Origin of the sequence: Mesorhizobium sp. Cs1299R1N3 (assembly GCF_037179625.1) — a bacterium.
Lineage (GTDB): Bacteria > Pseudomonadota > Alphaproteobacteria > Rhizobiales > Rhizobiaceae > Mesorhizobium > Mesorhizobium salmacidum.
The window spans coordinates 1-18,578 of sequence record NZ_JAPYKQ010000006.1 but is presented as its reverse complement, the minus strand read 5'-3'; the positions used below and the strand labels follow the sequence as shown (position 1 = coordinate 18,578).

Annotated in this window: 14 protein-coding genes; 11 read left to right on the top strand and 3 right to left on the bottom strand. The window is 64.4% G+C overall.

Annotation, left to right across the window (positions count from 1 at the left end; all coding sequences use genetic code 11):
* Window position 1 precedes the first annotated feature (1 nt).
* Window positions 2–1,267 (top strand): transcription termination factor Rho, encoded by a 1,266-nt coding sequence (rho, locus tag O7B34_RS15225; RefSeq protein ID WP_027145740.1) that lies wholly within the window; start codon window positions 2–4, stop codon window positions 1,265–1,267.
* Window positions 1,268–1,348: 81 nt separating this feature from the next.
* On the opposite strand, the gene O7B34_RS15220 is transcribed toward rho, so the two are convergent.
* Window positions 1,349–3,367, bottom strand: coding sequence for a thioredoxin domain-containing protein (locus O7B34_RS15220; protein ID WP_337146813.1), 2,019 nt, complete (start codon window positions 3,365–3,367; stop codon window positions 1,349–1,351).
* 71 nt (window positions 3,368–3,438) lie between these two features.
* Here O7B34_RS15220 and mnmE point away from each other — a divergent pair, with 71 nt between their 5' ends.
* The 5 genes from mnmE (at window position 3,439) to O7B34_RS15195 (ending at window position 9,324) form a co-directional block, all read left to right on the top strand.
* Window positions 3,439–4,767, top strand: coding sequence for a tRNA uridine-5-carboxymethylaminomethyl(34) synthesis GTPase MnmE (gene mnmE, locus O7B34_RS15215; RefSeq protein ID WP_337146812.1), 1,329 nt, complete (start codon window positions 3,439–3,441; stop codon window positions 4,765–4,767).
* 199 nt (window positions 4,768–4,966) lie between these two features.
* Window positions 4,967–6,886, top strand: coding sequence for a tRNA uridine-5-carboxymethylaminomethyl(34) synthesis enzyme MnmG (gene mnmG / locus O7B34_RS15210; protein WP_337146811.1), 1,920 nt, complete (start codon window positions 4,967–4,969; stop codon window positions 6,884–6,886).
* The gene (gene rsmG / locus O7B34_RS15205) at window positions 6,883–7,515 is read left to right on the top strand and encodes a 16S rRNA (guanine(527)-N(7))-methyltransferase RsmG (RefSeq protein WP_337146810.1); all 633 of its coding nucleotides are present in this window, start codon (window positions 6,883–6,885) and stop codon (window positions 7,513–7,515) included. Before mnmG ends, rsmG begins: the two co-directional genes overlap by 4 nt.
* A gap of 55 nt (window positions 7,516–7,570) precedes the next feature.
* Window positions 7,571–8,371, top strand: coding sequence for a ParA family protein (locus tag O7B34_RS15200; RefSeq protein ID WP_031240355.1), 801 nt, complete (start codon window positions 7,571–7,573; stop codon window positions 8,369–8,371).
* Window positions 8,372–8,439: 68 nt separating this feature from the next.
* Complete coding sequence (locus tag O7B34_RS15195; RefSeq protein ID WP_337146809.1) at window positions 8,440–9,324, top strand: ParB/RepB/Spo0J family partition protein; 885 nt, start codon at window positions 8,440–8,442, stop codon at window positions 9,322–9,324.
* Window positions 9,325–9,532: 208 nt separating this feature from the next.
* Here the strand turns inward: O7B34_RS15195 and holA are convergent, their stop codons facing one another.
* Complete coding sequence (holA, locus tag O7B34_RS15190; protein WP_337146807.1) at window positions 9,533–10,576, bottom strand: DNA polymerase III subunit delta; 1,044 nt, start codon at window positions 10,574–10,576, stop codon at window positions 9,533–9,535.
* 641 nt (window positions 10,577–11,217) lie between these two features.
* Here holA and O7B34_RS15185 point away from each other — a divergent pair.
* From O7B34_RS15185 to lpdA, 4 genes are all read left to right on the top strand, one after another.
* Window positions 11,218–12,450: a 3-methyl-2-oxobutanoate dehydrogenase (2-methylpropanoyl-transferring) subunit alpha gene (locus O7B34_RS15185; RefSeq protein WP_337146806.1), complete on the top strand. Its 1,233-nt coding sequence runs from the start codon at window positions 11,218–11,220 to the stop codon at window positions 12,448–12,450.
* A 3-nt stretch (window positions 12,451–12,453) separates the two neighbouring features.
* On the top strand, window positions 12,454–13,467 hold the full coding sequence (locus O7B34_RS15180) for an alpha-ketoacid dehydrogenase subunit beta (RefSeq protein ID WP_337146805.1): 1,014 nt from the start codon (window positions 12,454–12,456) through the stop codon (window positions 13,465–13,467).
* A gap of 11 nt (window positions 13,468–13,478) precedes the next feature.
* Window positions 13,479–14,807 carry a dihydrolipoamide acetyltransferase family protein gene (locus O7B34_RS15175; RefSeq protein ID WP_337146804.1) on the top strand — a complete coding sequence of 443 codons (1,329 nt, stop codon included), beginning with the start codon at window positions 13,479–13,481 and terminating at the stop codon, window positions 14,805–14,807.
* A 286-nt stretch (window positions 14,808–15,093) separates the two neighbouring features.
* Window positions 15,094–16,482, top strand: a complete 1,389-nt coding sequence (lpdA, locus tag O7B34_RS15170) for a dihydrolipoyl dehydrogenase (protein WP_337146802.1) — start codon at window positions 15,094–15,096, stop codon at window positions 16,480–16,482.
* A 221-nt stretch (window positions 16,483–16,703) separates the two neighbouring features.
* On the opposite strand, the gene O7B34_RS15165 is transcribed toward lpdA, so the two are convergent.
* Entirely contained in the window at window positions 16,704–17,807 is a 1,104-nt protein-coding gene (locus O7B34_RS15165) for a saccharopine dehydrogenase family protein (protein ID WP_337146801.1), read from the bottom strand.
* A gap of 121 nt (window positions 17,808–17,928) precedes the next feature.
* On the opposite strand from O7B34_RS15165, the gene O7B34_RS15160 reads away from it, so the two are divergent.
* Window positions 17,929–18,357: an Lrp/AsnC family transcriptional regulator gene (locus O7B34_RS15160; protein ID WP_337146799.1), complete on the top strand. Its 429-nt coding sequence runs from the start codon at window positions 17,929–17,931 to the stop codon at window positions 18,355–18,357.
* Window positions 18,358–18,578 lie beyond the last annotated feature (221 nt).

Genomic DNA, 18,578 nt, shown 5'->3' with positions numbered 1-18,578 from the left:
AATGCAAGAAATGAAACTCACCGAGTTCAAGAACAAGAAGCCGCCAGAGCTGATCGCTTATGCCGAATCGCTCGAGGTCGAGAACGCCAGCGTCATGCGCAAGCAGGAGCTGATGTTCGCGATCCTGAAGAAGCTCGCCGCCCAGGACATCGAAATCATCGGTGACGGTGTGGTCGAGGTGCTGCAGGACGGTTTCGGCTTCCTGCGCTCCGCCAATGCCAACTACCTGCCGGGTCCCGACGACATCTACATCTCGCCGTCGCAGATCCGGCGCTTTTCGCTGAAGACCGGTGATACGGTCGAAGGACCGATCCGCAGCCCGAAGGAGGGCGAGCGCTATTTCGCGCTACTCAAGGTCAACACGATCAATTTCGACGACCCCGAAAAGATCCGCCACAAGATCCACTTCGACAATCTGACGCCGCTCTATCCGACCTCGCGGCTGAAGATGGAGGTCGACAATCCGCCCAGCAAGGACATATCGCCTCGCGTGATCGACCTGGTGGCGCCGATCGGCAAGGGCCAGCGCGCGCTGATCAACGCACAGCCGCGTACCGGCAAGACGGTGCTTTTGCAGAACATCGCGCACTCGATCACCGCCAATCATCCGGAATGCTATCTGATCGTGCTTCTGATCGACGAGCGTCCGGAAGAAGTGACCGACATGCAGCGCTCGGTGAAGGGCGAAGTGATCTCCTCGACCTTCGACGAACCGGCGGTGCGCCACGTCCAGGTCGCCGAAATGGTCATCGAGAAGGCCAAGCGCCTGGTCGAGCACGGCCGTGACGTGGTGATCCTGCTGGATTCCATCACGCGCCTCGGCCGCGCCTACAACACCGTCGTGCCGTCCTCCGGCAAGGTGCTGACCGGCGGTGTCGACGCCAACGCGCTGCAGCGCCCGAAGCGCTTCTTCGGCGCCGCCCGCAACATCGAGGAAGGCGGCTCGCTCACCATCATCGCCACGGCGCTGATCGACACCGGCAGCCGCATGGACGAAGTCATCTTCGAAGAGTTCAAGGGCACCGGCAACTGCGAAATCCAGCTCGACCGCAAGGTGGCCGACAAGCGCATCTATCCGGCGATCGACATCCTCAAGTCGGGTACCCGCAAGGAAGACCTGCTGGTGTCGCGCCAGGACCTGCAGAAGATCTTCGTGCTGCGCCGTATCCTGGCGCCGATGGGAACCACCGACGCGATCGAGTTCCTGATCGACAAGCTGAAGCAGACCAAGACCAACGGCGATTTCTTCGATTCGATGAATACTTGAGTTCGGAGGGGCATCTCGCCCCTCCTCTCTTCGTGATGGTTCTGCGCCGTGTGGCGCCCTGCTCCACCATCAAAGGACGGTTCAGGTTCGCCGCAACAACCCTTCCAGCTCATCGGGATCCGTAACCATCGGCAGGCAGACCTGGCCGGTGCACAGCCAGGCGCCGCGCCGGTTGGTCGGCGGCAGAATTCCGCCAGGTAGCAAGGGTCGATTCGCCGCCGTACCGATCGGCACGACAATATCGACGCGGCGAGGATCCGGGTTTCGATTGACGACCGGAACGAGTTTTTGATCTTCCGGCTCGTCGACGACGACCAGTTTCAGCGGTTCGATGGCAAGCGCGCAGGCATTGACGATGCCCGCCTGGCCATAGGCCTGGTGCGCGGCTCGGCCGGCGGCGTGCTCGGCGGTTTTCCACGCCTTCTCCTGTAGATCGAGATTGCCGGTGACCGAGGCTAGCCGCAGCTGCGCCTCAATGATCTGGCTGGTGGCTGACGGAACGGCCTCATCGACATCGCCCCTGATGCGGATCGGCACATCGGTGCTGTCCGAGGCGGTCAGATAGTAGCCGGTGCCTTGCGCGTCGGCGTGCCAATGGTCGAGCTGTTCGAGGAACCGGCTGGCCTTGTCGACATAGCTCCAATCGCCCGTTGCTTCGAACAGTGAGGTCGCGGCGTTGGTCATGGCGGCATAGTCGCTCGATAGAGCGGGAAACAATTTCCGGATACCAAGCATGGAATGCGGCAAGCGATTGTCGCGGCTGGCGGCGCTGATATGGGCAAACGCCTTTGCCGCGGCCTCGATCCAATCCGGCCGTGCCAGCGAGCGGCCGGCCTCGGCGAGTGCCGCGATCATCAGGCCGTTCCAGTCGGCAAGGGTCTTTGCGTCCAGGCCAGGCCTGACGCGCTCCTCCCGGACGGCGAGAAGCCTTGCCTTGAGCGGCACCAGCTGTTCGCGGTCGGTCACCCCAAGCGCTTGCTGGGAGAGGGTTTGATGGACAACCGGCTTGCCCTCCCAGCCGGGTGGGCTGGAAAGCGTGACGTAGTTGAAAAACAACGCTGAATCATCGCCAAGGACAGATTCGATCTCCTCCCTGCTCCAGGTGTAGAACAGGCCCTCCTCGCCCTCGCTGTCGGCGTCGAGGCTGGCGGCAAAGGCGCCGCCATCGACGCGCATTTCGCGCAGCAGCCAGTCGACCGTGTCTTCGATTCGTACCCGGAACAAATCATTGCCGGTCGCCGCAAGCGCCCAATTGCAGAAGCGGATGACCTGGGCGTTGTCGTAGAGCATCTTCTCGAAATGCGGCACCAGCCATTCGGCGTCCGTCGAGTAGCGGCTGAGCCCGCCACCGATGTGATCGTAGATGCCGCCGCTCAGCATATGTTCGAGGCCGATGAGCACGTCGTCGCGATGCGCGGCGTTGCCGTCGCGCAGCCAGGACAGCCACAGCGTTTGCATGAACGGCGCGTTCGGGAATTTCGGCGCGCCGGCGAGGCCGCCGCGATCGCGGTCGATCATGCCACTGACGCGGCCGGCGAGATCGGACAGCGTATCGCGATCGAGAAGCGCCTTGGAATGCGCGGCGGAGAGCCGCGCCTCGACGTGGGAGGTCAGGCCGTCGGCGCTCTGGTGCAGGCTCGCCCTCTTTTCGCGCCAGGCCTTGTCGACCGCTTCCATCACCTGGATGAACCCCGGCCGGCCATAGCGCGGCTCGCGCGGGAAATAGGTGCCGCCCCAGAACGGCTTGCCATCGGGCGTCAGGAACATGGTCAGCGGCCAGCCGCCTTGCTCGCCCATCGAGGACAGTGCGGCCATATAGATCTGGTCGATGTCGGGGCGCTCCTCGCGGTCGACCTTGATATTGACGAACAGACGGTTCATGACGGCGGCGACGTCGTTGTTCTCGAAGCTTTCATGGGCCATGACATGGCACCAATGGCAGGCGGCGTAGCCGATGGAGAGCAGGATAGGCCTGTCCAGCGCCTTTGCCTCTTCCAGCGATGCCGGTGACCATCCCCGCCAATGTACGGGATTGCCGCTGTGCTGCCGCAGATAGGGGCTGGCCTCGTCGGCAAGCAGGTTTTGCGCGGGCAATGTCACAATGGCCGACTTTCGAGGCACTCGGGATGGGTGATGACACGATAGCTAGGGCGGTTCGGTAGAGCGGGCAAATGATTTCAGGCGATTCGATTGTGGCGTTGTCGAGCGGCCGGCTTCCGGCCGGGGTCGCCGTGCTGCGGATCTCCGGCCCACGGACTCGATTCGTTATCGAAACGATTGCTGGCGGCATGGTTAAGGAGCGCACGGCGGTGCTGCGCAGGTTCAAGGCGACGGATGGAGCGGTTCTCGATACCGGGTTAGTTGTCTTCTTCCCCGGGCCGGCCAGTTTCACCGGTGAGGACGTCGCCGAGTTCCATGTTCATGGCGGCCGCGCCGTGGTGGCCAGAATGTTGGAGACAATCGCTGGATTTGACGGCGTCAGGCACGCGGAATCCGGAGAATTCACGCGCCGCGCCTTTCTCAACGGCAAGGTCGACCTGGTCGAGACGGAGGCGCTGGCGGATCTCGTCAACGCCGAGACCGAAGCGCAACGGCGCTTCGCCGTCCAGAATGCCGAGGGCGCGCAGAGTGAGCTTTACCTCGGCTGGCGTCGGCGCCTGATCCATTGTCGGGCGATGATCGAGGCCGAGATCGACTTTGCCGATGAGGACGATGTGCCGGGTTCCGTTTCGGATACGGTCTGGTCCGACGTGCGGTCGATGATATCAGAGATTGACGATCACATAGGCGGATTCCATGCCGCCGAAGTCATCCGCGACGGCTTCGAAGTCGTCATTCTCGGCGCGCCCAATGCCGGCAAGTCCAGCCTGTTCAACGCCTTGGCGCGCCGCGATGCGGCTATTGTAACGGATGAACCCGGCACCACCCGCGACCTGCTGGATGTCGTGCTGGATCTCCAAGGTCTGCGTGTCAGACTGACCGACACGGCGGGGTTGCGGGAAGCGCCCGGCAAAATCGAGGCGATCGGCATCGAGAAGGCGAAAGCCAAGGCGGGTCGCGCCGATCTTTTGCTGTTGCTCGAGGACGCCGCGGACCCCAGGGACGCCGGTCCGCTTCCTGTTACGATATCGGCATTGCGCGTCGGCACCAAGCTCGACTTGCTTAATGGGGGAGCGGCCGACGATGCGGCCGGGCGCTACGAGTTCGGCATATCGGTGGTCGAAGGGACGGGTGTGGATGAATTGTTGGCCGAGATTGGGCACCGCGCCGCTCAGGCGGCGGGCGGTGCCGGCGATGTGCTGCCGTCACGGCTGCGCCATGTCGAGTTGCTCGGGGCAGCGAACCGACATCTGCATCGCGCCGCCGATCACGGGACACCACAGGAGCTACGCGCCGAAGAGTTGCGCCTGGCAGCGGATTGCCTGGGGCACATCGTGGGTGCGGTGGACGTCGAAGACTTGCTCGACGTGATTTTTTCCCAGTTCTGCATTGGGAAATGACTCACGTGAAACACGCATGGTCGCTGGCAGGGACTCCGATTGACTCACGTGAAACATCTTGGGGCGTGATTCACGTGAAACGCGGACAGAAGCAGGGTTTCCCTGTTTCACGTGAAACGTCGTGCGGAAGTTTTCTTGACAGTCCCGTCTCGCGGGGACATGTGTCGCTGATCTCTTTTGAGTCCGGGACTTATGTAAGATGACCGATCACTATGATGTGGTTGTGGTGGGCGGCGGCCATGCAGGTTGCGAGGCGGCCAGTGCCGCGGCGCGCGCCGGCGCCAGCACCGCGCTGGTGACGCTGCGTTTCGACACGATCGGTGTAATGTCGTGCAACCCTGCCATCGGCGGGCTCGGCAAAGGGCATCTCGTACGCGAAATCGACGCCATGGACGGGCTGATGGGCCGCGTGGCGGACGCCGCCGGCATCCAGTTTCGTCTGCTCAACCGCCGCAAGGGTCCGGCGGTGCGTGGACCGCGCACACAGGCCGACAGAAAACTCTATCGCCTTGCCGTGCAGGAAGCGATTCGGCAGCAGAACGATCTTGAGGTTGTCGAGGGCGAAGTTCTCGACTTTGAGATTTCCGATGGGAAGATAGCAGCGGTTCTCCTGGCGGACGGCCGCCGGCTTGCCTGCGGCGCCGTGGTGCTGACCACAGGAACCTTCCTGCGCGGGCTCATTCACATTGGCGAAAAGAAGATTGTCGCCGGCCGCATGAACGAGAAGGCCAGCATGGGATTGTCGGCGACAATGGACCGCGCCGGTTTCAGACTCGGGCGGCTCAAGACAGGCACGCCGCCGCGCCTGGACGGGCGAACGATCGACTGGGCTTCGCTGGAAAGCCAGGCGGCGGACGAGAACCCGGTGCCGTTCTCTCTGATGACCGACCGCATCGCGACGCCCCAGATCGATTGCGGCATTACGCGCACGACCACGGCCACGCATGAGGTGATTCGCGCCAATCTTGGCCGTTCGGCGATGTATTCCGGCTCGATCGAGGGCGTTGGGCCGCGTTATTGCCCGTCGATCGAGGACAAGATCGTCAAGTTCGGCGACCGCGACGGGCACCAAATCTTTCTCGAACCGGAAGGGCTCGACGACCACACCGTCTATCCCAACGGTATTTCGACCTCGTTGCCGGAAGATGTTCAACTCGACATCCTGAAGACCATTCCGGGGCTGGAGCGCGCCGTCATGCTGCAGCCGGGCTATGCCATCGAATATGATCATGTCGATCCGCGCGAACTGCATCAGACGCTGGAGACCAAGCGCGTTGCCGGACTTTTTCTCGCCGGGCAGATCAACGGCACGACCGGCTATGAAGAGGCCGCCGGGCAGGGCCTGCTCGCCGGCCTCAACGCAGCGCGCCGCGCCGCGGGCGGCGAACAGGTCGTGCTCAGCCGCACCCAGGCCTATATCGGCGTGATGGTCGACGATTTGACCAGTCGCGGCATCAGCGAGCCCTACCGGATGTTCACCTCGCGGGCCGAGTTCCGGCTGTCGCTGCGCGCCGACAACGCCGATGAGCGGCTGACACCGTTGGCGCAGGCGCTGGGGATCGCTTCGGCGCGGCGGCTGCAGCGCTATGGCGATGTCGCGCGGCGGCTCGATCAGGCGCGCCAACTGGCGCTTTCGCTGACCATGACGCCGAACGAGGCGGCACGGCACGGCCTGGAGATCAATCGCGACGGCGTGCGCCGGTCCGGCTTTGAATTGCTGGCTTATCCCGGTGTCGATATTGCCTGGCTAAGCCGGGTCGAGCCTAGATTTGGCGACATCGACGCCAGGACCGCGGAGCGCCTCGAAACGGAAGCGAAATATTCGGTCTATCTTGACCGCCAGAGCACGGATGTCGCGCAGATTCGGCATGAGGAGAGCCGGCTGATCCCGGACGCCATTGATTTCGCCGGCGTGCCCGGCCTGTCCAATGAATTGAGGCAGAAGATGCAGGCGCGGCGGCCGCGCTCCGTTGCGGATGCACAGCGCATGGAGGGCATGACGCCCGCGGCGCTGGCGATCATTGTCGCGCATGTCCGTCATTGGGAAACCGCGCAGAGGGGGGAAACCGCACAGAAGGGGGAAACCGCTGAAAAGGCCGAGCAGAGGGACCTTGCGTGAGGTCTTTCTCCCGCGACAGCCTGCAGGCGGCCGCCGGCCCGGTTTCACGTGAAACATTCGATCGCCTGGTGGCGTTCGAAGAGATGTTCCAGAAATGGAACCGCAGCATCAATCTCGTCGCGCAATCGACCTCCGGTGATGTCTGGCAACGCCACATCCTGGACAGTGCGCAGCTTGCACGGATAGAGCCCGAAGCCACGCGTTGGGTCGATATTGGTTCCGGCGGCGGATTTCCCGGGCTTGTCATGGCCTTTCTGCTCGCCGAGCGCCCGGGGGCCAGCATCGATCTGGTCGAAAGCAACCGCAAGAAGGCCTCGTTCCTACAGACCGTCATCGGCCAGTTCGGCTTGCCGGCGCGGGTCGTGGCGCGCCGCATCGAGGACAGCCATGTGTTTGTTTCGACGCCGCAAATCGTCACGGCGCGGGCGCTGGCCCCGCTTTCGGTCCTGCTGGACCTGACCGCGCCATGGCTGACCTCGGGGGCGCGCGCGCTGTTCCACAAAGGCCGGGATTACCGCGCCGAAGTGCAAGAAAGCGTTAACCGGTGGACTTTCGATCTGGTAGAACATCCAAGCGTGACCGACGCCAGCGGCGTCATCCTCGAATTGTCCCATGTGCGACCCGTCTGAACCGAGACCGGTCTGATTATTCGGCGACCCAAAGATGAATTTCTGGCATAAACCCATGATGAAGAACGGCCCTCGAATCATCACCGTAGCCAACCAGAAGGGCGGTGTCGGCAAGACCACCACCGCCATCAACCTGGCCACCGCGCTGGCGGCAATCGGCGAAAAAGTGCTGATCGTCGACCTCGATCCGCAAGGCAATGCCAGCACCGGCCTCGGCATCGACCGCAAGGATCGGACGGTCTCCTCCTATGATGTGCTGACGGGCGAACTGGAGCTGGAAGCCGCCGCCATTCCGACCGCGGTGCCCGGCCTGTCGATCGTGCCCTCGACGCTCGACCTGCTCGGCATCGAGATGGAGATCGCTTCGGCGCCGGACCGGGTGCTCAAACTGCGCAATGCACTGCGCGCGGCGACCGAGCGCGGGGCGCCCTTCGGCTACGTGCTGATCGATTGCCCGCCCTCGCTCAATCTTTTGACTTTGAATTCAATGGCGGCAGCCGATTCCGTTCTCGTGCCGCTGCAATGCGAGTTCTTCGCACTGGAGGGTCTCAGCCAGCTGCTTGAGACGGTCGAGCAGGTGCGTCGCTCGATCAATCCGGATCTCACCATCCAGGGCATCGTGCTGACCATGTATGACGGCCGCAACAACCTCGCCAACCAGGTGGTGCAGGATGTGCGCGAGCATATGGGCGACAAGGTCTACGAGACCATCATTCCGCGCAATGTGCGGGTGTCGGAGGCGCCATCCTATGGCAAGCCGGCGATCCTCTACGACCTGAAATGCTCCGGCAGCCAGGCCTATCTGCAACTGGCCTCCGAAGTGATCCGCCGCGAGCGTAAATTGCGCGCTGCTTGATTAGATTGGCCGCATAATCAACAGCCGATTCGATACCGAAACGATCTTGAAATAGACGTGGAATAAAGATGAGCGAAGATCTATCGAGGAAAAGACTGGGACGCGGACTGGCGGCACTGATCGGCGAGATCGATCGTCCGGCCGCACCGGAAAAGCCCGGCATGAGCGCCGACGGCAAGGTGCCGATCGAGTTTCTCAGCCCAAACCCGAGAAATCCGCGCCGGCATTTTGGCGATGCCGAACTGACCGACCTCGCCCAGTCGATCCGCGAGCATGGCGTGGTGCAGCCGGTCGTGGCGCGGCCGTCGCCGACGCAGGCGGGCCGCTACGAGCTCATCGCCGGCGAGCGGCGCTGGCGTGCGGCGCAGCGTGCCGGGCTGACCGAGATCCCGGTCATCATCCGCGAAGTCAACGACCGCACGGCGCTCGAACTGGCGATCATCGAGAACGTCCAGCGCGCCGACCTCAATCCGGTCGAAGAGGCGCAGGGTTACCAGCAACTCATCGACGACCATGGCTACACCCAGGCCGATCTCGGCCAGGTGATCGGCAAGAGCCGCAGCCATGTCGCCAACACTTTGAGATTGCTGAAGCTGCCCGACGTGATCCGCGACATGCTGGTCGACGGCGCGCTGTCGGCCGGGCATGCCCGCACGCTGGTCACGGCGGAGGATCCGGCCGGCCTTGCCAAGCGCATTGTCGAGGAGGGCCTTTCCGTGCGCCAGGCCGAGGCGCTGGCGCAGATGCCGGCCGGCACCAGTTCCAACGGCACCAAGTCAGCCGCGCCGGCCATCGAAAAGGACGCCGACACGCTGGCCCTGGAAAAGCTGCTGACCGATACGACCGGCATGATCGTCACGGTCGACCACAAGGGCAAGGGTGGTGTGCTGCGGGTTGCGTATCGAAGCCTGGAACAGCTGGACGAGCTGTGCAGGCGGTTGAAGCAGGATTAGAGCGGCCCGGCGATTCATAGGCTGGTATTTAGCCGGCGAATGTTTCGCGCAATCTTCCCTTCTCCCCTTGTGGGAGAAGGTGTCGCCGAAGGCGACGGATGAGGGGTGCTCCAGGGAAAACCAGCGTCTCACTCCGCTGGAACACCCCTCATCCGTCTCGGCGCTTCGCGAGGCCACCTTCTCCCACAAGGGGAGAAGGAAGAGGCGCCTACCTTTGCGCCAGCCGCGCGCTTTCCACGGCGATCCCCAGCAGCGCCTGCCTTGCCAGCGCCACCGACAGGTCCGGCCGGCGCCGCGTCTGCAGCACGGCTGACTGCAGGCGGGTCAGCGCGCGGCCGAGCGCTTCGCTGTTCCAGCGCTCCAGTGTCCTCTCCACCAGCTTGCGGCGCGCGAAAAAGACCGGCGGCCGCGCGGCGGCAACGACGGAAGCGGCGTTGCGGCCGCCGGAGTCCATCTGGCCGCGCATGACCTGTATCTGCTGTATCTGCCGCATCGCCGAGGACAGCACCAGGAAGGGCTGGCCGCCGCCCTGGCAGTGCCGCGTGAAGGCGGTGTCGAAGTCGCCGATCTTGCCTTCGAGCAGCGCGTCGACGGCATCGTCATAAGAGGCGCCGGACACGTCGCCCGACATGGCTCTCACCTCTTCCAGCCCGATTTCCTTCTGGCCGTGGGCGTAGAGGATGAGTTTTTCGATCTCGCCGCGCGAGGCCAGCCGGTCGCCGCCGAGGTTGCGGCGCAGCGCCTGTCGGGCCTCCAGCGTCATCGACATCCCGGCCTTGCGCAGCTCGTCGTCGATGACCGCGTCGATGTCCCTGGCCTCGTCGGCATAGCAAGGCAGCGCCATGGCGTTGTCGGCGCCCTCGACCACGGCGCGTAATCCAACGCCTTTCTTCAAGTCGCCGGCCTCGATCAGGATGATGGCGTCCCGTACCGGCTCCGCCGTCAGCGCCTTGATGTCGTCGGCCAGTGCCTTCTGGCCGCTGGCGTTGCGCACCCAGAGCAGCCGCCGGTCGGAAAACATCGGCACGGTGCGGGCTTCGTCGAGCAGCCGGCCCTCGTCGCGGTCGACCTCCGAACCCTCGAGCCTGACCACGGAGAACGGATCGTCGAGCGGCAGACCGGTCTTTCCGGCAAAGGCCTTCGCCCGCTCCGAGACAAGGCCGCGATCGGGGCCATAAAGCAGGACGATCGAGATGCGCGGATCAGGCCGCGCGAGCCAGGAATCGACCTCGAAAGCTTTCTTCTGTGCCATGGAGGGTGGTTAGCATGATGCGCGGGTGGAGTGAACGTTTTCCGGTTCGAGTTCCTCTCTCGGAGGGATCCGATCGCGGACAGGGGAAAAGCGTCGGGTTTGCCAACCCTGGCGCCCTTCCTCTCCCTCTGGAGGGGGGAGAGGTGGCGCTGCGAAGCAGCGACGGAGTGGGGGAAGCCGGTCCTCAAATCCGCCGCCGCTGGCATTTATCACAGAGCCTCAATCAGGGCGAGACGTCGTCCCGGCTCGAGATAACAACGCCCGAGCAAGGTCGACCCCCGCTCCGTCGAGCTTCGCTCGCCACCTCTCCCCCGATCGACGGGGGAGAGGAAGGCGCCAAGGTTGGCGAACTCCACTTTTCCTCGCTTTGCGGAGGCGCAAAAGGAGGCGAGGAACCAAGTCATGCCCCCAATCACCTTATCTGGCGACAAACACCGCGCAACCTTGCGCCAAATTGCGTGCCGCTGCTCAACATCGACAAGAAATTTCGCGGACATATCTTCATCTTGAGCGCGGGAGGCTGGGATCGGCCGGCGCGGCCGGAACCAATACCCGGAAGACTTGCCTGGCGAATTCGCACTGGTCTGGGCGCGCGAATGTGCAAATATCCGCACCCAGGCAACATTGGAGGAGTTTTGGTCATGGCCGATGCTGGGATGTTGCGTTTTCACGTTCCGGAGCCGGAAGTGCGGCCGGGCGGCACGCCTGATTTCTCCAACGTGACCATCGCCCAGGCCGGCTCGGTGCCGCGTCCCGACATCGATGTCGATCCGCGCACCATCCGCGACATGGCTTTCTCGATCATCCGCGTGCTGAACCGCAATGGCGAAGCCGTCGGGCCTTGGGCCGGGCTGCTTTCCAGCGAGGAATTGCTGGAGGGCCTGCGCAACATGATGACGCTGCGCACCTTCGATGCGCGCATGCAGATGGCGCAGAGGCAAGGCAAGACCTCTTTCTACATGCAGCATCTGGGCGAAGAAGCGGTGAGCTGCGCCTTTCGCAAGGCGCTTGCCCCGGGCGACATGAACTTCCCGACCTATCGGCAGGCCGGCCTGCTGATCGCCGACGGCTATCCGATGGTCACCATGATGAACCAGATCTATTCCAACGAGGCCGATCCGCTGAAAGGCCGGCAGCTGCCGATCATGTATTCGTCGAAAGAGCACGGCTTCTTCTCGATCTCCGGCAATCTGGCGACGCAGTATATCCAGGCGGTCGGCTGGGCGATGGCCTCGGCGATCTCGAACGATTCGCGCATCGCCGCCGCCTGGATCGGCGACGGCTCGACGGCCGAATCCGATTTCCATTCGGCGCTGGTGTTCGCTTCCACCTACAAGGCGCCCGTAGTGCTCAACGTCGTCAACAACCAGTGGGCGATCTCGACTTTTCAGGGCATTGCGCGCGGCGGCTCGGGCACCTTCGCAGCACGCGGCCTCGGCTTCGGCATTCCGTCGCTGCGCGTCGACGGCAATGACTATCTGGCGGTCCATGCGGTGGCCAAATGGGCGGCCGAGCGAGCCCGCAACAATCTCGGGCCGACGCTGGTCGAATATGTCACCTACCGCGCCGGCGCCCATTCGAGTTCGGACGATCCCTCCGCCTACCGGCCAAAGACCGAATCCGATGCCTGGCCGCTCGGCGATCCGGTCGTGCGGCTGAAGAACCATCTGATCAAGCTCGGCGTCTGGTCGGACGAGCGGCACGCGCAGGCCGAGGCGGAAATCCTCGACACGGTGATCGCGTCGCAGAAGGAGGCGGAAAGCCACGGTACGCTGCATGCCGGCGGCAAGCCGTCGACGCGCGACATGTTCGAGGGCCTCTATGCCGAGATGCCGCCGCATCTCAGGCGCCAGCGCCAGCAGGCGGGAGTCTGAGCCATGCCAAGGCGGACCATGATCGAAGCCATCCGGGATGCCATGGACGTTTCGATGGAGCGCGACGGCAAAGTCGTCGTGTTCGGCGAGGATGTCGGCTTCTTCGGCGGCGTTTTTCGCGTCACCCATGGCCTGCAGGCCAAATACGGCAAGAGCCGCTGCTTCGACGCGCCGATCAACGAATCCGGCATTGTCGGCTCGGCCATCGGCATGGCCGCCTATGGGTTGAAGCCGTGCGTGGAGATTCAGTTTGCCGACTACATGTATCCGGCCTACGACCAGCTGACGCAGGAAGCCGCAAGGCTGCGCTACCGGTCGAACGGTGATTTCACCTGCCCGATCGTGGTGCGCATGCCGACCGGCGGCGGCATCTTCGGCGGCCAGACACACAGCCAGAGCCCGGAAGCGCTGTTCACCCATGTGTCGGGCCTGAAGACGGTGGTGCCATCCAACCCGCATGACGCCAAGGGCCTGCTGATCGCCGCTATCGAGGATCCCGACCCGGTGATCTTCTTGGAGCCGAAGCGGCTCTATAATGGCCCGTTCGACGGCCATCACGACCGGCCGGTGACGCCGTGGTCGAAGCACGAACTCGGCGAGGTCGCCGACGGCCACTATACCGTGCCGCTCGGCAAGGCGGCGATCCGCAGGGCGGGTTCCGCCGTCACGGTGCTCGCCTACGGCACCATGGTCTATGTCGCCCAGGCCGCGGCCGAGGAGACCGGCATCGATGCCGAGATCATCGACCTCAGGACGCTGCTGCCGCTCGACCTCGACACGATCGTGGCCTCGGTGAAGAAGACCGGGCGCTGCGTCGTCGTGCACGAGGCGACGCTGACGTCGGGCTTCGGCGCCGAACTGTCGGCGCTGGTGCAGGAAAACTGCTTCTACCATCTGGAAGCGCCGGTGGTCCGCGTCGCCGGCTGGGACACGCCCTATCCGCACGCGCAGGAGTGGGACTATTTCCCCGGCCCGGCCCGTGTCGGCCGCGCGCTTATCGAAACATTGGAAGCTTAGAGAGGCCTGAAATGGGCGAACACATCATCAAGCTGCCCGATGTCGGCGAGGGCGTCGCCGAAGCCGAACTCGTCGAATGGCATGTGAAGATCGGCGACATCGTGCGCGAGGACACGTTGCTGGCCGCCGTGATGACCGACAAGGCGACGGTGGAAATCCCGTCGCCCGTCGATGGCGAGATCCTGTGGCTGGGCGCCGAGATCGGCGACACGGTGGCGATCGGGTCGCCCATCGTGCGGCTGAAAGTGGCGGGCGAGGGCAATGTGAAGGCCGCCGGGCAAGGGACGGCACCGGCCGCCGAAGCCGAAGCACTCGCCAAGCCGGCGAGCCCAAAGCCCGAAACCGCACCGGCCCCCAAGGCAAAGCCCGCCGAGGCACCGGCGAAACCCGCACCGTCGCCGGCTGCCGCCAAGACCATCGCACGGCCCTCGGCCTCCGGCGCACCACGCCCGGAAGGCGAAAAACCGCTGGCCTCGCCAGCTGTCCGCTTGCGCGCCAAGGAGGCCGGCATCGATCTCAGGCAAGTGGCAGGCAGCGGCCCGGCCGGCCGCATCGGCCACGAAGACATCGAGGCTTTCCTGGCGCGCGGGCCGCAAGTGGCCAAGGCATCGGGCCTCGCCCGCAACGATGCCATCGAGGACATCAAACTGGTCGGCCTGCGGCGCAAGATCGCCGAGAAGATGACGCTGTCCAAGTCGCGCATCCCGCACATCACCTATGTCGAGGAGATCGACGTGACGGCGCTGGAGGAATTGCGCGCCGCGCTCAACAAGGAAAAGCGCGCCGCCAAGGGAGGCGCGGAGAGGCCGAAGCTGACGCTGCTGCCGTTCCTGATGCGGGCGATGGTCAAGGCGATCGCGGACCAGCCCCAGCTCAATTCGCTGTTCGACGACGAGGCCGGCATCATCCACCAGCATGGCGGCATCCATATCGGCATCGCCGCGCAGACGCCGTCGGGGCTGGTGGTGCCTGTCGTCAAGCACGCCGAGGCGCGCGACATCTGGGAGTGCGGCGCCGAGGTCGCCAGGCTGGCCGAGGCGGCCAAGTCGGGCACGGCGACGCGTGACGAGCTGTCCGGCTCGACCATCACCATCACCTCGCTCGGCGCCATGGGCGGCGTCGCCACGACGCCGGTCATCAACCACCCGGAAGTGGCGATCATCGGCGTCAACAAGATGATGGTGCGGCCGGTGTGGGACGGCACGCAGTTCATCCCGCGCAAGATGATGAACCTGTCGTCGAGCTTCGACCATCGCGTCATCGACGGCTGGGACGCCGCGGTGTTCATCCAGCGGATAAAAGCGCTGCTGGAGACGCCGGCGCTGATTTTCGTGGATTAGAGGGGATGATGGGGTCGGTCTCGAACGGAAATCAATGCGCGGCGGGCGGATGTAAGCTCCCCCTTCTCCCCTTGTTGTGGGAGAAGGTGTCGCCGCAGGCGACGGATGAGGGGTGTTCCAGGGAACGCCGACGTTTCACTCCGCTGGAACACCCCTCATCCGTCTCGTCGCTGGCGCGCCGATCCACCGCCCTGGGGCGAGCCACTGGTCTCGCCCCGTCCTTCGGACCCCACAAGGGGAGAAGGCAAAAGCGCGCGGCGGCCTTCGTCCAAGGGAAGCCGACGCCATGAAAGAAATCTCCTGCAAGCTGCTCGTCATCGGCGCCGGGCCCGGGGGGTATGTCTGCGCCATTCGTGCCGGGCAGCTCGGCGTCGATACGGTTATCGTCGAGGCGGGCAAGCCCGGCGGCACCTGCCTCAATGTCGGCTGCATCCCCTCAAAAGCGCTGATCCATGCGGCGGAGGAATTCGAGAAGGTGTCTGATATGGCCGGCGGCAAGAGCCCGCTCGGCATCTCGGTCACGGCACCGGTGCTCGATCTGGCCAGGACCATCGCCTGGAAGGACGGGATCGTCAGCCGGCTCAACAGTGGCGTCGCCGGCCTGCTCAAGAAGGCCGGGGTGAAGACCGTGCATGGCTGGGCGAGGTTTCGCGACGGCAAGACCGTCGAGGTCGAGACCGAGACCGGAAGCCAGGTGATCCGCGCGGAAACGATCGTGATCGCGACGGGCTCGGCACCGGTCGAACTCCTGCCCTTCGGCGGACCGGTGATTTCTTCCACTGAAGCCCTGGCGTTGAGCGAAGTGCCGAAGAGGCTTGCGGTCGTCGGCGGCGGCTATATCGGCCTGGAGCTCGGCATGGCGTTCGCCAAGATGGGCGCCAAGGTGACCGTGGTCGAGGCCTTGCCGCGCGTGCTGGCGCAATATGATGCCGAACTGACACGGCCGGTGGTCAAGCGGCTCGCCGCACTTGGCGTCGAGGTGATGACAGGCGCCAAGGCCAAGGGACTGTCGACGAAAGGCGATGCGCTGCTGGTCGAGACATCCGACGGCAAGAGCGGCAAGGTCGCGGCGGACAAGATCCTGGTGACGGTCGGCCGCAAGCCGGTGACCGAGGGTTGGGGGCTCGAGCAGATCGATCTCGACAGGGCCGGAAAGTTCATCAGGATCGACGACCAGTGCCGGACCTCGATGCGCGGCGTCTTCGCCATCGGCGACGTCACCGGTGAGCCGATGCTGGCGCACCGGGCGATGGCGCAAGGCGAAATGGTCGCCGAGATCGTCGCCGGCCACAAGCGCAGCTGGGACAAGCGCTCGATCCCCGCCGTTTGCTTCACCGATCCCGAGCTGGTGACGGCGGGTCTGTCGCCTGAAGAGGCCAAGGCGCTCGGCGAGATCAAGATCGGCCTGTTCCCCTTCGCCGCCAATGGTCGCGCCATGACTAAGCTCGGCGAGGATGGCTTCGTTCGCGTCGTGGCGCGTGCGGACAATCATCTGGTGCTCGGCATCCAGGCGGTCGGTCAGGGCGTGTCGGAGCTGTCGGCGGCGTTTGGGCTGGCGCTGGAGATGGGGGCAAGGCTGGAGGACATCGCAGGCACGATCCATTCGCATCCGACGCAAGGCGAAGGGTTCCAGGAAGCCGCGCTGAAGGCGCTGGGGCACGCGCTGCATATTTGAGGAGGCGCGCCGATGCAGAACGGAAATGCCGGCGGGACAGCGCCCCCCTCTGCCCTGCCGGGCATCTCCCCCTCAAGTGGGGAGATCGGCAGTTCGGCGCCGCCAGTTACTTCGCCACCGAAATTGGCGAAGGCCGCAGTGAAGTCCAATCTCCCCCCTCGAGGGGGAGATGTCCGGCAGGACAGAGGGGGGCGCTGTCCCGCCAGCGTGTCCGGAAGGGCTCACCCCGCCAGCCGGCTTACCATCTCATGTTGGGCATAGGCGCGGCCGAAGCGGTTGGCGAGGAAGGCTTCGAGCGCGATTTCCTCCTGCTTGACGAAGCCGGTCGCCGGCAGCGAGCCATCGGCCAGCATGTCGAGCACGGCGCAGATGCCGGAGGCGGTGGTGATCTGGATGGCGCTGCGCACCGTCTGGCCGACTCGCCTGGAATAGATCTTGTTGGCGTAGGTCTCCTGCAGCAGGCGGCCGTTCTTGCGGCCGGAAACGGTGACGAAGACGATGACGACGTCCTGCAGCGTCGCCGGCAGGGCGCTTTCGAAAATGTCCTTCAGCACATCGCGGCGGTGGCGCAGGCCAAGGTCGTTGAGCAGCGCCTTCATGATCGCGGCATGGCCGGGGTAGCGGATCGTGCGGTAGTTCAGCGTGCGCACCTTGCCCTTCAGCGTCTCGGCCAAGGTGCCCAACCCGCCCGAGGTGTTGAACGCCTCGTAGGTGACGCCGTCGAGCGAGAATTCCTCGCGCTCTTCCAGCGGCGGCACTTCGACCAGCTCACCCTCGACGATCGCCTCGCAGGGCTCGCAATATTCGTTGATGACGCCGTCGGTGCTCCAGGTCAGATTGTAGTTCAGCGCGTTGGACGGGTATTGCGGCAGCGCGCCGACGCGCATGCGCACGCTTTCCAGCGTGTCGAAGCGGCTGGCGAGATCGTTGGCGACGATCGAGATGAAGCCCGGCGCCAGTCCGCATTGCGGGATGAAGGCGCTCTTGGCGGAACGTGCCAGCTCCTTGACCCGCCTGGTCGAGACGACATCCTCGGTGAGATCGAGATAATGCACGCCCGCGCTGGCCGCTGCTTCGGCGATGCGCGTGGTGAGATGGAAGGGGGCGGCGCTCAGCACCGCGAACTTGCCGGCGAGTGCGGCTTCAAGCGCACCGACCGCCGCGATGTCGAGTACGAGCGTCTCGACGCCATCGGGCACTTCGGCGGCAATGAGTTGCGCGGCCGAGCGGTCGACGAGGGTGACATGGTAGTCACCCGTTGCGGCGAGCATTTCGGCGATGGTCGAGCCGATCTTGCCGGCCCCGACGATAACGATGTTGTTCATGGTCAAATACCCCTGCCATCTGCGTTCGCCGGAATCATCGCAGCTTGCCTGTCGAAAGGAAGCGTGAGATCTTGCAAACCGCACCCTATCTTTAGTTAATTTGCCGAAGAGTCTCGTCGAAATGCTCAGTGATGCCGAACAGGCCCTGCTTTCCCTGCTGCGCGCCAACGCGCGCGCCTCGACGGCCGAACTGGCGCGGCAGCTCGGCGTCTCGCGCACCACGGTGCAAAGCCGGATCGAGCGGCTGGAGCAGCGCGGCATTATTAGAGGCTATGGCGTCAGGCTGGCGCCGGACTATGAGCAGGGGCTGGTCAGGGCGCATGTGCTGCTCACCGTCACGCCCAAGCTGGCGGATAGGGTGGTGCGCAGCCTGCAGGCGTTGCCGCCGGTCAGGACGCTGCACTCCGTCAGCGGCAATTTCGACATGATCGTCATCGTCGACGCGCCGTCGATCCGCGACCTCGACACGCTGCTCGACCAGATCGGCGCCATGGACGGGGTCGAACGAACCGCGTCGTCGATCATCCTGTCGACACGGATCGACAGGTGAGTTGATACAGCCTATCTCCCCCCTTGCGGGGGAGATGGCCGGCAGGCCAGAGGGGGGTGTGAAGGATCGCCAGCCTCGGCCGGTGTGGCGGTGTGGTAGTGTGCTGAGAGTTCTGCAAATTCGCTGAGAGAGGGCGGTCATGGCAGGCTGGTGATGTTCAACGTCACCTGATTCCCGCGAAGGAACGCCACCATGACCAAGATTGAGAGTAAGACCGCCAG

What these genes read in the sequence shown, in the direction of transcription:
- O7B34_RS15195 (WP_337146809.1), top strand. Translation starts at nt 8,440, where the DNA reads ATGAGCGAAGATCTATCGAGGAAAAGACTGGGACGCGGACTGGCGGCA.
- O7B34_RS15160 (WP_337146799.1), top strand. Translation starts at nt 17,929, where the DNA reads ATGCTCAGTGATGCCGAACAGGCCCTGCTTTCCCTGCTGCGCGCCAAC.
- mnmG (WP_337146811.1), top strand. Translation starts at nt 4,967, where the DNA reads ATGACCGATCACTATGATGTGGTTGTGGTGGGCGGCGGCCATGCAGGT.
- O7B34_RS15185 (WP_337146806.1), top strand. Translation starts at nt 11,218, where the DNA reads ATGGCCGATGCTGGGATGTTGCGTTTTCACGTTCCGGAGCCGGAAGTG.
- lpdA (WP_337146802.1), top strand. Translation starts at nt 15,094, where the DNA reads ATGAAAGAAATCTCCTGCAAGCTGCTCGTCATCGGCGCCGGGCCCGGG.
- O7B34_RS15165 (WP_337146801.1), bottom strand. Translation starts at nt 17,807, where the DNA reads ATGAACAACATCGTTATCGTCGGGGCCGGCAAGATCGGCTCGACCATC.
- holA (WP_337146807.1), bottom strand. Translation starts at nt 10,576, where the DNA reads ATGGCACAGAAGAAAGCTTTCGAGGTCGATTCCTGGCTCGCGCGGCCT.
- O7B34_RS15175 (WP_337146804.1), top strand. Translation starts at nt 13,479, where the DNA reads ATGGGCGAACACATCATCAAGCTGCCCGATGTCGGCGAGGGCGTCGCC.
- O7B34_RS15180 (WP_337146805.1), top strand. Translation starts at nt 12,454, where the DNA reads ATGCCAAGGCGGACCATGATCGAAGCCATCCGGGATGCCATGGACGTT.
- mnmE (WP_337146812.1), top strand. Translation starts at nt 3,439, where the DNA reads ATGATTTCAGGCGATTCGATTGTGGCGTTGTCGAGCGGCCGGCTTCCG.
- O7B34_RS15200 (WP_031240355.1), top strand. Translation starts at nt 7,571, where the DNA reads ATGATGAAGAACGGCCCTCGAATCATCACCGTAGCCAACCAGAAGGGC.
- rho (WP_027145740.1), top strand. Translation starts at nt 2, where the DNA reads ATGCAAGAAATGAAACTCACCGAGTTCAAGAACAAGAAGCCGCCAGAG.